Here is a 13,770-nt window from a genome sequence, read left to right as displayed (position 1 = left end):
ATCCCATCAAGGGAAAACAACTCTCCAATATGCGCTCTTCAGGTGCCGATGAAGCTATCCGACTTACTACTCCGCTGGAGATGACCATCGAAAAAGGGATGAGCGTTATGAGCGATGATGAATATCTTGAGATAACCCCCAAATCCGTCCGCCTCCGAAAACAGTTCCTAAGTGAGAGTGACAGAGTCCGAGCGGCCAGGAGTAAATCTTAGATCGCTTTTTGTTTCTTAAAAACTGATATGAAATAGTAAAGCCCCTTGAATAAGGGGCTTTATTATTATAATCGGACTATTTCGAACTAAAACGAATACTTAACTTCCAATATCGCTAATCTGGCTGTTGACGGCGAGCCTACCATCTGAAACGCTTCTGTATCAAATACATTCTCAATATTCAGAACCAAAGAAACAGTTTCGTTCACAGGATAGGCGGCGTTTAGGTCAACAAGCGTGAATCCGCCCAGCGGACCGTTATCCGCGTAGTATGGATTTCCTGCCGCAAATGCCGGAATAGTGCCGGCTCCTGCTTGTGTAGCAGACCATTTCCCCGAGACGAAGTCATATTCATTAACGTGACGCGCTTTAATTGACAGATCAAGACCGGGAGTGCCGATGTCCTTCCCTTCAATACCGAGATGCCATTTCATTTCAGCGGTGTTAAAAAAGAAGCCACTGTAAAATTGCGCATCAGCTGTGGTCTTTGCTTTCTCTTTTTCGTTATCGAAATCCGACGCGTCCACAAAGGAGAAATTACCGAACAGGCGATAGCTGTTGTCCAGGCTGTATTTTAGTTCAACGTCAAATCCAGTCAACGTGACTTCACCGAAATTCAAATATGTCAGCAACGGAAGAGACGGGTCGAGATCGGTATCACCCATTTTCACCGCGTTTCCGACAGGAATAAATCCGCTTATGAAATTGGTGTATTTGCTGATGTAATAGCTTCCGTCCACGAATAATCTGTTCAGAGGCGTACCCTTGTAACCGAATTCGAACGTCTCGTTTATTTCAGGCTCAAGCGGATCTATGGTAGAACCGTCAGCCAAAGTAAACCCTAACCCGTTACCTGCCTGATACCGTGAACCCGGTATCGCGATATACAGATATTGCTGCGCGATGGAAGGCGCTTGAAACGCGCGGTTCCATGTCACTCTGAAATTTCCGTTCTTCAGACCTTTCCAAACCAATCCGAATCGCGGACTCAGCTGGCTTTCGTAGTTGCTGTGAGTGTCGAACCGGAATGCCGTGGTGAACTCGAAATCCTTAATCAGGTCACGCTCAACCTGCCCGTAAAATCCAACCTGATCCACGGTTATATTCTCTCCTGTTAACAATCCTGATATGGGGTCAATGCCTCTGTCCAGAAGGACAGTACGTTCGCTTATGGGTGTTTCATGTTCCCAGCTCACACCACCGATAAGATTGATTTTTTCAAGCAGTATATTACCCTGTACCTCGCCCGCGATGGAGGTTGACTTATCTACTAAGTTGGTCGCGTCTATCGCCTGTTGTTGAGTTAGTCCAAATGCTAACTGAACAAGAGCCCTGATATCTTCCTGATAATATTCACCGGATTCGTTTTCACTACCATGAAGCCGAACAAAAAATCGAGGATGTGTCGCTCCGATATTCCAGCGTTGCATCTTCCAGTCTTTTATGATGTTGTGACCGATATTGGTCATATTCCGCGTCGAAAATTTGTAATAGCTGTAGCCGCCGGTTAGTTCGATATCTTCGTTCAAATCATAAAAAACGTTCCCACTTCCACGGAGATGCTCAATGGGAAAATTGTTTCCTTCAATGGTGAACTCGCCGTCATCTTCGGTTCCGTTACCGTTCAGATCCAGCCAATATTTCCTGTTGTCATCCCAATCTTTTCCTGTGAGACTCTCGGCGTTAATTTTATATGAGAAGGGTCCGGACACACCGGCATAGCGACCTCTGATATTAATAATATCGTTCTGACCGGAGCCAACCACTAATATCCCGCCTTGCGAATCTCTCGGATGCAACGTTATAACATTCATCATTCCGTTATGAGCGTTGGGACCATATAGCGCGGAACTCGGCCCGACCACTACCTCTACCCGTTCCAGGTCCTCCTTCGATGTGAGATTCATATGCGTTCCGGAGAAACCGTTGCCCGTGAGCATACTGTTCATTCCGTCGGTCATAAGCTGAAAACGATAGTTATAAGCGGTCATAAAACCTCGCGCGCTGATGCCGACTCCGTCAATACCGTTACGATAGACGTTAACGCCTTTGACGTTCTGTATAGAATTCGCGAACGAAAATCCCGCCGCTTTGTGGAGCTCTTCGGTGTATACTACCGAGATAGTTCCAGGCGCGTCCACCAATTTCTGTGGTCTGAGCGTGCTTGATACGACAACTTCCTCACCGTAAATAAATCCTTCCAGCATAGTTATATTTATCTCCGCGCTATTCCCTGTGACAATGATAGGAATTTCCACAGATTGGTTTCCTATATGAGCAGCAATTATCTGATATGCTCCATTTGGAATTCCGCTTATCCGGTAACTGCCGTCTATTCGTGTTGACGAGCCTATCGTAGTGCCTTTAAGCCATACATTAGCGCCTATAATCGGATTACCGTTTTCGCCCGTGATGACTCCGCTGATTGTGCCGGATCCGGCATAGACCGAACCTACTGCCAATAGTACAATTAGCGTTACCGCGTATAGTTTACTTCCCATTTTTGCCTCTTCTATTTTTTGTAGTTTTTGTTTTTTATATGTTGATCGCCAATATCAGTATCACTCCATTTATCAGATAGAACAACCGCACATAATTTCCATGTTTATCCAGCTCTACCCAATCTGAAGTCCTCTTTGCTAAACTCACAATTTTTATGAAAAGCGGTAGCGTTATAATTGAAACCAGACTCACTGCGGAATATCTTCCTGTGATATATTCGAAGATGATTGCCGAATAAACAGCCACCCCGAAAACTATTATCCCGATCTGAGCTCCTTTTCTGCCAAGTCGGACGGCAAGCGTTCGTTTGCCCGCGTTTTCATCGGTTACCATATCCGGCAAACTTTGATAATAAAGGATGAAAGCGACCATCAGACCTGCCGGAATTGAAATCCAGACAGGTTCAACGCTGGGAGTCCCCGTCATCACCCAATAAGAACCCAACACTATGATAGGACCCATATTTATCCCTACCAACAGCTCTCCAAGACCTCGGTATCCGTATCGAATCGGCGGCGCCACATAAAACAAACTGCTTAGAAACGCAAATGACAGAAGCCACCATAATTCCGGTATATTCAGCGAGCTCGTGAGATATATCGCTACCCCTGTTGCGCCCGCATACATCAATATTATTGAGGTTAAAAGGACATTCGGAGAAATCTTTTCCTCCTGAATTACGCGGGAGCCGCCGATTGAAACCCCTGAATCGCTTCCCTGCACATGATCGAAATAATCGTTGGCGATATTAGTAGCGAGGTGAACTAAAAAAGCTCCCAAATTAATTATTGCGAATAGAGCGGGTTCCCAGATGCCCTCATTTCCCGCAAGCACGAATCCCATTGTGAGCGGAATGAACGTAGCGATGTAAAATGGCGGGCGGCTCGCCTGAACCCAATCATTCCATCTCCCGAATTTCATTGAGTATATTTCCATTTGCAGGTTTTTCTTTCCAAAATTTCGAAAAATTCATACAGGATAATCCCTAAAAAGGACATAGATACAATGCCGACATACATTGCCGTGTAATCTGCCCTACCCCACGCATCTATGATGTATAAACCAAGCCCGTGGGATGCGCTGATAGATTCCACGAAAAACAGGACCGCTACCGCCGTGCCTCCCGCTAAACGCATTGACGTAAAAATACCGGGCAGGCTTGCAGGGAGAACTATATGCCGGTAATATTGAAGTCTGTTTCCGCCAAGTGACCTGAAAGAGAGAATCATCTCTTTACTTATATTTCGCGCCGCATCCCGTGACGTGATAAAAACCTGAAAAAATACAATCAGCATAATGAGAATTATTTTACTCGCATCGCCGATACCAAACAGAAGCAGTATTATCGGCAGAAGAACAATCTTCGGCACAGGATAACTCATATATATTATCGGCGAAAAAATTCTATTTATCTTCGGGCTGCTTCCCACGATTAATCCCAACGGCACAGCAAAGATAAACGCCAATCCCACTCCCGCTATAATTCGCCACGAACTTATCCCCACGTGAGCCCAATAATCCGCGCTGCCCGCCTCACTCAGCAGAAGACTCAATACTGAAATCGGGTTCGGCAGCAAGTTGGCGCCCAATTGAATTGACGCGGCATACCAAATTAATAGAACAATTGCCAATGTTATCAAATATGATAAATACCTCGGCATAATTAACTTGTTGCCTTCAAAACCTGTCTCAGATGATTGACCATTTCAAAGAACTCAGGTGTTTCCCGGTAGCCGTCACTCGAAAAACCGGGATTATCAATAACTGTGTTGATAGCTCCTCCGTTTGATTCCATAACCATTATTCGTCCGCCCAAAAGAGACGCTTCTTCCACGTTATGCGTTACAATTATGAAACTCAGTTTACGTTGATCGGAAATTCTTAACAGCATTTTTTGGAGGCTTTCCCGGGTAAGCGCATCAATGGCGGCGAACGGCTCGTCCAATAACAACAATTTAGGTTTTAGCAACAGAGTCCTCGCCAGGGCGACTCGCTGTCGCTGTCCTCCGCTTAATTGATGAGGATACAAATGATCTAATCCCTCAATTTTAAGCTGAGATTTCAGGTCATTCAACTCATCATCGCTTACCGTAATATTTTGCAGGCGCGCTCCGAGAGTGATGTTTTCTTTCACTCTCTTCCACGGTGGCAAGCCGTAGTCTTGCAATACCAAGGCTAAATCGTTACTTGGTTTAGAGTAAGCCTTTCCGTTCAGAGATATGTTGCCTGCCGTCGGAGAAATCAGACCCGCTATGATAAGCAGCAGCGTAGTTTTTCCACATCCCGACGGCCCCGCAATTGAAATGGATTCACCCACTGCCAAATCTATGTTAATCCCCGAAAGCACCACCTTTTCTTTATCGCCGTTTGGAAAAACTTTACTGAGGTTTTCGACTTTAAGAAGATTATTATTAGTTGTCACGAATTATCAAGTCCTCATAACGTATTTCTGTCTTGATTATCTGTTTCATTTTCAGCCAATCGATAACATTATCAAGCTGTTCATGGTCCGGAAGTGCAGCTTCAGGAAATTTGGGGATTGCAATGCTATCCTGAAGTTCCTTTGGAACGTTCACATGAGAGTTCATAATTTGGCGAACCGAATCGGGATTAGCTTCAATATATTTGATTGATTTTTCTACCACTTGCAGGAAAGTCTTTACAATCTCGGGGGAATCTTCTAAAAAATTTTCTGTAAATGAAAGTGTCGTAACCGAAAACGGCATTCCCCTGTCTTCCCCAATTACCTGCGCCCCGTTCATCTCCGCGAATGTTACCATTGGTTCTGACAATACAGCTGCGGCAAACTGGCCGTTCAATAACAGTTGGAGGCGAATGGGAATATTTTTCGTTTCCACGATTTTATAATCAGTGGCATTTTCGGTCTCTTTCCCGCCTAACAGCAGATAAATGAAATAGTCCACAATCGTGTTGGAGCTCGTGGCAATTCCCAATTTTGCAGCTTCGGAAACAGTGATTTTTTCGGCACCCGGTGGCAGCAAAAGCGCGAACATCCTCTGATTATGAACCGTATTAGTGAATGAAGCAGCTATGCGAACGGGAGTACTATTCGACTTTAAGATCACCGGAGTTATCAAATCTCCGAAATATCCGGCAATTTGACCTGCGGTCAGCGCGATGTCAATTCCCATTGCAGACCTGAAATTAACGAGTTCTACATTTAACGATGCCTCCTCGAAAAACCCCTTATCTACCGCGACGAAAAGAGGCAATGCCTGTATCACAGGCAATACGCCGAACTTTAAGTCAACCGGTTTCTTTGAATCGGAGCAACTCGTAATCAGGGATAAAATAAGCGCTCCGAGCATTATGACTTTGGATGATTTATTTAGCTTCATTTGAATTTACTCCCATCCAATTTCTTAACAGAGTCACCATTTCTTCTATCCACCGCTCAGATTCTTCGCTGCTTGCGCCGTAAAGCTTTAAAGATGGGTCCAGAACGTTCTGATGCTGAACTTGCAGAAATCGGTTTAGTACGCTTTCAAGAATGAAAGCAGCCTTATCCACATCAATCTCCGCTGATATTTCGCCTCTCTCAACGCCTTGCTCAACGAAGGAGCTTATAAACTTCATAGATTCCGCATGTATTTCCTGCAAAATCGCTACTCCTTCAGGCGAATCACCCGTGTACAATATCCGGTAATAAATCCTCGCCAAATTGGGATGTTTCTTGACGAACCGGACACCCGCTTCCATTACTTTCTGAAATCGGGTAAAAAATTCTTCGTCTTTTGTCTCATCCCTGACTTCGCGTAGATATTCTTTGACGCGCTCAAACGCAACTTTATACGCATACATAAACAGTTGGTTTTTTGAAGTGAAATAATTGAAGATTGAGCCTTTTGAGATACCTGCCCGCTCCACAATCTTATTCATGCTTGCCGCCCTAAAACCCTTTTTAGCGAATTCGCTTATGAACGCATCTGTAATTCTGGTTTTTTTCTCAGCGGGTAGATGATTGAATTGCTCTGATTCTTCAGGCTCCTCAATCTTCTTTCGGGTAATGAATTTTGAAATGACCATGTGGTCAATTTATGAACATTATTTACAGATTACAAGAAATATTCCGATTTTTCTGCCATCTAATTCAAAAGCCCCACCATCAAGCGGGGCTTTTGAATAAATTGCCGTCTTACTATCTTTTGCTCTATCTCTTCTTGGGCAATGGGAATAGCATTGATACATTGTTTCGGTATTCTGTATAAGTGTCACCGTGGATGTCTATCAGGTCTTTCTCTTCAAAATGAATACCTATTATGATATAGCCTGTCGTTGCGACGGCGAAAATTAGATGCCCCAGCGACATCTGCGGCGCCGCCCAGAATGCTATTATGAATCCTGTCATTATAGGATGGCGCACATATTTGTAGAATAACCTTGTTTGAAATTTAAGCGGTGTAAGCTCTGTGCTCCGTAAATTGGCATACACCTGCCTCAATCCGAATAGGTCAAAATGATTGATGATAAATGTTGATACAAGCACAATACCCCAGCCGGCCCAGAAAAGCACAGTCAGGATCATCGATGCTGTACTGTTCTCGACATTCCATACTATTCCCGGCAATGGTCGCCACTGCCAGAACATAAGGAAAAGCAGCAAGCTTGCGATAAGTACATAAGTGCTTCGCTCCACAGTCTTCGGAACAAATTTCGTCCACCAGTTTTTAAAAGCCGGCCGCGCCATGACGCTGTGCTGGACGGCAAAAAGACCAAGCAGCAATGCATTGATTAGTATAGATTCCATAAGTGGTCCTTCCATGCCCGAATCAATGGATTTAGGCACTATCAAATTACCGACGAATCCGATAGCATATAAAAAGGATCCAAAAAATACCGCGTACGCAATAATTCCATATAAGAAAGCTATTAGTTTACCCATATTAGATTATCTCCTTTTGTTTGGCGGTGTTGTAATTTGGCGCAGAAACCTGAAGGATCAGAGGAAATATGGTTTTAGATAATAATGTGGCAGTTTGTGTAACTTAAAAAGCCTCCCGGCAATCGGCCATTATTACATAAACATCTATTAATAGTGAACATGATCGTTTATTTCATATTCGGTATAATATGAAGATTAGGATTCGTTATATCAAGAAAAATAAAATCTATTAAGGGAAATGGAAATTGATTTACTTCAGAAAAACACTGCCTCGGCTATTGATAGATGTGCAAATAAGTATTCTACGGCGTTTTGGTATGATTAATAATTGTACTGAATGATATAACGAAACTTCGTCCGGGTCTCATCGAACGCTCAATTTCTGTATAATGATAATTGGTCAGATTCGCAATGGTGAATCTGATGTGCCCTATAGAAATAGGAACTTCAACTCTAACGTCAATTAACTTTATCGGAATCCTTTTGTCCTGACCGGTGATAGGATTTTCTTGGAAAATGGCTACCCTGTCAACCCGGCTTTTATATCTGTATTCCATTGTAAGTTTAATATCCGCCAGCTTTATGGAGGGATAGAGTGCAAATATATGCTTGTGCCTATAGGTAAGCGGGACTCTCAATACTTTGTCTCCTGAATCGATATAAGTATATAACGTTACGATTTCCAATCTCCCGAACGGATTAGAAGAAAGAGAAAATTCCATTCCCTGTGTGAAAGCGGCGCTAACGTTCCTGAACCTGATAACGCCATCGCTGATATCGATGTTTGGAGTTTCTGTGCCTGCTTCTACAATCACACCGGCAAAAACTTTCAATAAAACCGCAGATGAATCCGGTTTGATTCCCGCAACGAGAATCATTGCGTACCTTGCAGGATTAAGTTGGATGAAATAAGATGATTCTTCAATTCCGTTCGGAATAATATCGCTTATACCTTAAGGGTCCTCATCCAAACTCGAGGGAATACTCAAAAAAGCAGCGACTACAGCGCCAGCCAAACTATCAGGCCATTCTCCTAAAAAGTTGACCTTACCATTGAGTCCGGCGACGGGTCCCAAACCATCGGAGCAAGATATGACACTCGTAACGGATATAAGAACCAGCGTATGCAAAACAGTTGCACATACTGACTTGCCATAAACTTTCAGCCATCTGCGTTTGATACGAACTCCGATAAAATGCACGATTGATTGCTGCAAAATATGCTATTCTAAAAGGAATTGTCAAGAATATTAAATCAGCGGCTGAATGGGAGCTATTCCCGTATCACGATCTGTCCCGTAATGGCGAATGGGTAATAAGCTTAGAATTATTTACTGTTGCATGCGTAAGGGATGTCGTATATATTTCGTCTTGTATAAGTGCAATTGTTCAGCGGATTATATAGATAACTGGCAGCTGGTCTCAGGAGGTATTATAAATATCCATGCATTCTAAACCTATCGTTGCCGGATTAATCGGCGCAGGACACATCGGTAAGATGCACGCGGAAAATATTATATTCAACTTTCCTGATGTTTTACTCAAGGCTGTTGCCGGTCCAAATTTAGATGAGAACTGGATAGAAACAATGGGTATTCCGGAGCATTTCCTCGACGAGAATGTAGTCATACACGATTCTGAAATCGAGGCAGTGGTTATTGCAGCTCCCTCTCCGGCTCATGTAGCCTTAATTAAAAGTTCCGCGAAGAACGGTAAACATATTTTCTGCGAAAAACCTGTTGCCTTCGAACCTGAGGGCGTGGCAGAAGCAATTGAAGCCGTCGAAGCGGCAGGTGTGTTATTCCAGGTCGGATTTAACCGCCGGTTTGATCCAAACTTCACGCGCGTCCGTGAAATCGTCCAGTCCGGTAAAATCGGCAAAACTCATGTCATCAGGATAACCAATCGCGACCCGAAAAGACCAACCGCAGCTTACGCTAGTAGATCCGGCGGTCTTTTTTTCGACTTCTGCATCCATGATTTCGACATGGTGCGTTACATCAGCGGTTGTGAAGTAGAAAAGGTTTATTCCGCAGGCGCCGCGCTGATTGATCCCGAATTCGAAAAACTCGGCGATATTGATACCGCTTTAATCACCCTTCAGATGACGGACGGCTCGTTGTGCATTATAGACGTCAGCAGGGAAACGAATTACGGATATGATCAGCAGCTGGAAGTATTCGGCTCTGAAGGTAGCATCAGAGCGCTTAATACCACGCCTACCAGTACGATACTGAGTACTGCTGAAGGAGTGTTTACCGATAAACCACACTATTCATTCGTTGAGCGATATAAAGAAGCCTACGTTACGGAACTGCGGGAATTTTTTTCCTCTATCAGAAATCAAACTACTCCGCCGGTCACAGGTCAAGATGCCTTGCAGGCCGTCAAGATCGCCCAAGCTGCTGAGTTATCATTTAAGAAGAATAGACCCGTTAAGGTTGAGAGATGAAAAATATCACACTCGGTCTAATCGGCACAGGTAGAATAGGCAAATTGCATGCTGAGAATATCCTACGAATCCCGGGCACGCATCTCAAAATCATCGCCGACCTAAAGGCAGATAAAGCATGGGCGGAAAATATCGGACTGAACTATGCTCAGAGCGCGGACGCGATTTTCTCAGACAACGAAATCGAAGCCGTAATTATCTGCTCCCCATCCGCATTCCACATTGAGCAGATCGTCAAGGCAGCGCAAGCCGGAAAGCACATCTTCTGCGAAAAGCCCATAGGATTTGACCCAAAAACTATCGCTGAAACTCTTAAGGTGGTCGAGCTGCAGGGAGTTAAACTACAGATAGGATTCAATCACCGCTTCGATCCGGACTTGGTACAACTGAAAGAGGCTATCGATTCCGGAGTGATTGGCCGGAGCTATCTTATAAGGATCACAAACCTTGATCCGGCGCCCCCGCCCGCAGAGTATCTTATCACATCCGGCGGCCTATTCTTGGATACGACCATCCACGATATTGATTTAATACGCTTTTTGTCAGGAAGTGAAGTAGTAGAAGTTTATTCAGCCGGTGCTGTCTTGATAGATCCCTCCATAGGCAAGGGTGGGGATATTGATACAGCCCTAACCACTCTGAAACTTGAAAACGGAGCAATGGCTCTTATACATAATAGTCGTCAGGCAGTCTATGGTTTTGATCAACGAGTGGAGGTATTCGGGTCAAATGGCAGTATGTCCACAGAGAACAGAACTCGTTTTCAAACAGTTCTGAAAACCTCACAAGGCGTCATCTCGGATAAACCTATGGATTTCTTCCTTGAGCGCTACAAAGAGTCGTACCGGATAGAAATTGAAGAATTTATCCGGGTCATACGAGAAGACGGGCAAGTACCCGTAACCGGACGAGATGGCTTTATTCCGGTATTAATTGGCCTCGCTGCGAAACAATCTCTCCTGGAAGAGAGACCGGTTCGGATTGAGAATTATTCCAATTGAGCGTATGGAATATTAAGTTGATGTTAAAGAAAATGTCGCACGCGTTACTTTGATTTATCTGTTTCGTTGAATTGATGATTCGTTCAATCATATAATATAAGCTCGGTTTTTTGATTCGTAATATCTACAAAGGCACGATTACCGTATTGTTCAGAAAAAATGCGCGGCCACTCTTTTTTGCCGGGCCATGAATATCTGCCGCTGAAAAAACTAAAGGTTATTTCCGGAATATTAAGGGCTTTTTCTACAACTTCTTTTTTGGAATCCAAAAAATGTTCTCCGCAGAAGCTTATGGTAATGGGCGGCGTAAGACTATTTGCAACTTCAAGAATTTATTATTACACCTATTACTTTTTTATCGCTAAGATATTCATTGATGTGCTTTTACTGATCCTGTCCCTGGGAATTGTGCTCCTAACTATTTTCGTATATTAGGATTTGATTTTTACGAGTAATCTTATCAATCGGTCTTTTCTTTTATCCTGCTCATTATCTTATCAAAATCTTCCATCCCGATAAGATCTTTTTCGGTAAACGATAATCCGAACTCATCTTCAAGGGAAAAAATCAGATTAAGGTGAGTCAATGAATCCCAGAAAATAAGATCGCCGTTCTCTATCTTTTCTCTGATCTCTTTTTCGGACAGGTTCAATACTTTTGAAAGTACCTGTATAATTTTAAGTCTAATTTCAGATTCATCCATCATTCAGTTCTCTGATTTTTATCATCCCCTCGTTAACGTTCCGGTATTCTGAACTGTTCAATTCGTAGGTGACCCTGTTGTTATCCACTCTTATTCGTTTGAACCCTAACTCATCATAAAACTTTTCCAAAAACCCGTTTTTAGGGGTTTTTTCGTACTGCGCGAATAACTTATTGACGCCGTTTACCAACGCGTCTGTCACAATTTTGTTCATCACCGCAAATTCGACTTTTCTTCCTATAGCGCGGCAACTCATCAGGAAAGAATCGATACGCCATTCAGATTCTTTCAAATCTATCAAGTAAGAGCCGATAATTCCATATTCTCCGAATTTATCCTCAAGAGAATAGCCATACAATAATTTATCTGAATCGGAAATAAACTTTTTCAACTCACCCATACTGTACCTTATAGTGGTCATATTGAATTGATTGGTCTTTAAATAAAGCTGGCTAATCCGGTCAAGATCAGTTTCTCTGACTTTAAAAACAGTAAGCTGTAACGAGAGTGACTTAATAAATGAATTCAGATCCGGATATGAAGATTTCTCTTCCTTTCGTTTCTGTTCGGAGCGATAAGATTCAGTTCTGAGACTGTCATCAACTGACCGGGTAAGTGAGTCAAAATATCCTCCTTCGGTCAATATCCGCACCGATTCCTGAGGACCATCGCCCGAATACACCACTGTAGTTTCCGGGACTCCAGCCAAAATTTCCTCACATTCGAACTCGCTGTCATCTAAATGGACGATACTATCCGCACCAATATTCAGCTCTTTCGCTATCGTTTGTATATTATGACTCTTGGGCAACCAGTTTATTTGTTTGACAATAAAATCATCCCAGGCGAGAGGCATATTACGATTTTCAAACAGCTGCTTTACATCCTCCTCGTTATTTTTACTGTTAATACACAGAATTACTCCGTTCTTCAGAAGGGTCGTCATATATTCCCAAAATTCAGAATATCCTGTGCCGGTTTTCAGAGAATCGTAAACACTCTCCTCTCCGTCTTCGCCTAAAATCCCATCCCATGCCGTGTAATCCAGATCAATTGATAAGCACTTTTTTTGAAAGCCGAATACGATCCTCATTATCGAAAGGTATCGTTTGGCTATCAGGATCGTCGCTTCTTTAGTCAACGGATATTTCGCGATTCGTTCCATACTTTCGGAATAGATATTTACTTCGGGCATCATTGATCTCACTTTTTCCATATCCAAGAGGTAAGCGTTAGCGTTGGATTCACAAAACTCTCTTATTATTTCATCAGACTTATTTACAGCCTCATCCTTTATGAACGAATGAACAAGAACCCTGACCGAATGATTCCTCTCCATAAAAGAGGAAATATTCCCTAAAGTTGTCTCGACATATTTTGCTGTTTCCGAATCAGAATCGCCGATATCAGCTTTTCGCCAATTAACGATAAGCATATCAAATTCTCCGGAGAATATATTTTCCAACTCGAACGAATCCTGAAGTATATTATTGAAATTACTATACTTACAGTCCAATGAATATTGTTCAAACAGAGTCAAACCTCTTAATACAGGCTCCATAACTTCTATAGAGTATGAACGAAGAAAGCCTATTTTATAGGAGTTTTTGTCATCCTCTTCAGAATTATTCGACAACGACAATAAGTCCGAATAAGAGAATTTTCTTATCAATTTACTACTCAACGGTTCCACTCCGGTATAAAATCCATGTTTTCCCCGAACAGATAATTTAACAAGTTCAATCTTTTATCACTATAGGAAATGTTTATCTCAATTTATACGATTACCGATACATATCGCTCAATAATTCAGAGGCTAAACAGTGAAATATTAAAGTCTTAGCGATTTTCACCGATAATATTATTGTATGAAAAATGTGAAAGAAAGTGCTATAGTGAGAACTTTTAAAAGCAGGCAGAAGAAATATTGTCCTATCATGATTATCTCATTGATCACTATAAATTAAAGTAGCCCAATATCGAACACAGCATTTTAA

At 42.7% G+C, this 13,770-nt stretch carries 15 protein-coding genes; 3 read left to right on the top strand and 12 right to left on the bottom strand.

Annotated features, from left to right (window positions below):
- Positions 1-29: 29 nt before the first annotated feature.
- Positions 30-212 (top strand): hypothetical protein, encoded by a 183-nt coding sequence (locus IIB39_09090; GenBank protein ID MCH8928855.1) that lies wholly within the window; start codon positions 30-32, stop codon positions 210-212.
- Between the two features lie 86 nt (positions 213-298).
- Here the strand turns inward: IIB39_09090 and IIB39_09085 are convergent, their stop codons facing one another.
- The 9 genes from IIB39_09085 to IIB39_09045 form a co-directional block, all read right to left on the bottom strand.
- On the bottom strand, positions 299-2,713 hold the full coding sequence (locus tag IIB39_09085; protein ID MCH8928854.1) for a TonB-dependent receptor: 2,415 nt from the start codon (positions 2,711-2,713) through the stop codon (positions 299-301).
- A 34-nt stretch (positions 2,714-2,747) separates the two neighbouring features.
- Complete coding sequence (locus IIB39_09080; protein ID MCH8928853.1) at positions 2,748-3,650, bottom strand: prenyltransferase; 903 nt, start codon at positions 3,648-3,650, stop codon at positions 2,748-2,750.
- Positions 3,632-4,375: an ABC transporter permease gene (locus tag IIB39_09075; protein MCH8928852.1), complete on the bottom strand. Its 744-nt coding sequence runs from the start codon at positions 4,373-4,375 to the stop codon at positions 3,632-3,634. The genes IIB39_09080 and IIB39_09075 overlap by 19 nt, the downstream gene beginning before the upstream one ends.
- Positions 4,376-4,377: 2 nt before the next feature.
- Complete coding sequence (locus IIB39_09070; GenBank protein MCH8928851.1) at positions 4,378-5,136, bottom strand: ATP-binding cassette domain-containing protein; 759 nt, start codon at positions 5,134-5,136, stop codon at positions 4,378-4,380.
- Entirely contained in the window at positions 5,126-6,073 is a 948-nt protein-coding gene (locus tag IIB39_09065) for an ABC transporter substrate-binding protein (GenBank protein MCH8928850.1), read from the bottom strand. The genes IIB39_09070 and IIB39_09065 overlap by 11 nt, the downstream gene beginning before the upstream one ends.
- Positions 6,060-6,761 (bottom strand): TetR/AcrR family transcriptional regulator, encoded by a 702-nt coding sequence (locus IIB39_09060; GenBank protein ID MCH8928849.1) that lies wholly within the window; start codon positions 6,759-6,761, stop codon positions 6,060-6,062. The genes IIB39_09065 and IIB39_09060 overlap by 14 nt, the downstream gene beginning before the upstream one ends.
- Before the next feature lie 124 nt (positions 6,762-6,885).
- Positions 6,886-7,617, bottom strand: coding sequence for an isoprenylcysteine carboxylmethyltransferase family protein (locus IIB39_09055; GenBank protein ID MCH8928848.1), 732 nt, complete (start codon positions 7,615-7,617; stop codon positions 6,886-6,888).
- Between the two features lie 302 nt (positions 7,618-7,919).
- Entirely contained in the window at positions 7,920-8,495 is a 576-nt protein-coding gene (locus IIB39_09050; protein MCH8928847.1) for a TonB-dependent receptor, read from the bottom strand.
- Between the two features lie 75 nt (positions 8,496-8,570).
- On the bottom strand, positions 8,571-8,834 hold the full coding sequence (locus IIB39_09045; protein ID MCH8928846.1) for a hypothetical protein: 264 nt from the start codon (positions 8,832-8,834) through the stop codon (positions 8,571-8,573).
- A 227-nt stretch (positions 8,835-9,061) separates the two neighbouring features.
- On the opposite strand from IIB39_09045, the gene iolG (IIB39_09040) reads away from it, so the two are divergent.
- Positions 9,062-10,069 (top strand): inositol 2-dehydrogenase, encoded by a 1,008-nt coding sequence (gene iolG / locus IIB39_09040; protein ID MCH8928845.1) that lies wholly within the window; start codon positions 9,062-9,064, stop codon positions 10,067-10,069.
- Positions 10,066-11,070, top strand: a complete 1,005-nt coding sequence (iolG, locus tag IIB39_09035) for an inositol 2-dehydrogenase (GenBank protein MCH8928844.1) — start codon at positions 10,066-10,068, stop codon at positions 11,068-11,070. The genes iolG (IIB39_09040) and iolG (IIB39_09035) overlap by 4 nt, the downstream gene beginning before the upstream one ends.
- Positions 11,071-11,153: 83 nt before the next feature.
- On the opposite strand, the gene IIB39_09030 is transcribed toward iolG (IIB39_09035), so the two are convergent.
- From IIB39_09030 to IIB39_09020, 3 genes are all read right to left on the bottom strand, one after another.
- Entirely contained in the window at positions 11,154-11,339 is a 186-nt protein-coding gene (locus tag IIB39_09030; protein ID MCH8928843.1) for a hypothetical protein, read from the bottom strand.
- Positions 11,340-11,530: 191 nt separating this feature from the next.
- Entirely contained in the window at positions 11,531-11,776 is a 246-nt protein-coding gene (locus IIB39_09025; GenBank protein ID MCH8928842.1) for an acyl carrier protein, read from the bottom strand.
- Positions 11,766-13,457, bottom strand: coding sequence for an HAD-IIIC family phosphatase (locus tag IIB39_09020; GenBank protein ID MCH8928841.1), 1,692 nt, complete (start codon positions 13,455-13,457; stop codon positions 11,766-11,768). The genes IIB39_09025 and IIB39_09020 overlap by 11 nt, the downstream gene beginning before the upstream one ends.
- Positions 13,458-13,770: the final 313 nt, after the last annotated feature.

The organism is Candidatus Neomarinimicrobiota bacterium, assembly GCA_022573815.1.
In the GTDB taxonomy this organism is placed as follows: Bacteria; Fidelibacterota; SORT01; order SORT01; family SORT01; genus JACZTG01.
The sequence above is the reverse complement of the archived record's forward strand: the minus strand, read 5'-3'. Positions and strand labels throughout refer to the sequence as shown.

Bases quoted from the DNA above. Each gene is read 5' to 3' on its own strand.
- IIB39_09025 (MCH8928842.1), bottom strand. From the start codon at position 11,776: ATGATGGATGAATCTGAAATTAGACTTAAAATTATACAGGTACTTTCA.
- IIB39_09060 (MCH8928849.1), bottom strand. From the start codon at position 6,761: ATGGTCATTTCAAAATTCATTACCCGAAAGAAGATTGAGGAGCCTGAA.
- IIB39_09090 (MCH8928855.1), top strand. From the start codon at position 30: ATGCGCTCTTCAGGTGCCGATGAAGCTATCCGACTTACTACTCCGCTG.
- IIB39_09050 (MCH8928847.1), bottom strand. From the start codon at position 8,495: ATGATTCTCGTTGCGGGAATCAAACCGGATTCATCTGCGGTTTTATTG.
- IIB39_09075 (MCH8928852.1), bottom strand. From the start codon at position 4,375: ATGCCGAGGTATTTATCATATTTGATAACATTGGCAATTGTTCTATTA.
- iolG (MCH8928845.1), top strand. From the start codon at position 9,062: ATGCATTCTAAACCTATCGTTGCCGGATTAATCGGCGCAGGACACATC.
- IIB39_09080 (MCH8928853.1), bottom strand. From the start codon at position 3,650: ATGGAAATATACTCAATGAAATTCGGGAGATGGAATGATTGGGTTCAG.
- IIB39_09085 (MCH8928854.1), bottom strand. From the start codon at position 2,713: ATGGGAAGTAAACTATACGCGGTAACGCTAATTGTACTATTGGCAGTA.
- IIB39_09055 (MCH8928848.1), bottom strand. From the start codon at position 7,617: ATGGGTAAACTAATAGCTTTCTTATATGGAATTATTGCGTACGCGGTA.
- IIB39_09065 (MCH8928850.1), bottom strand. From the start codon at position 6,073: ATGAAGCTAAATAAATCATCCAAAGTCATAATGCTCGGAGCGCTTATT.
- iolG (MCH8928844.1), top strand. From the start codon at position 10,066: ATGAAAAATATCACACTCGGTCTAATCGGCACAGGTAGAATAGGCAAA.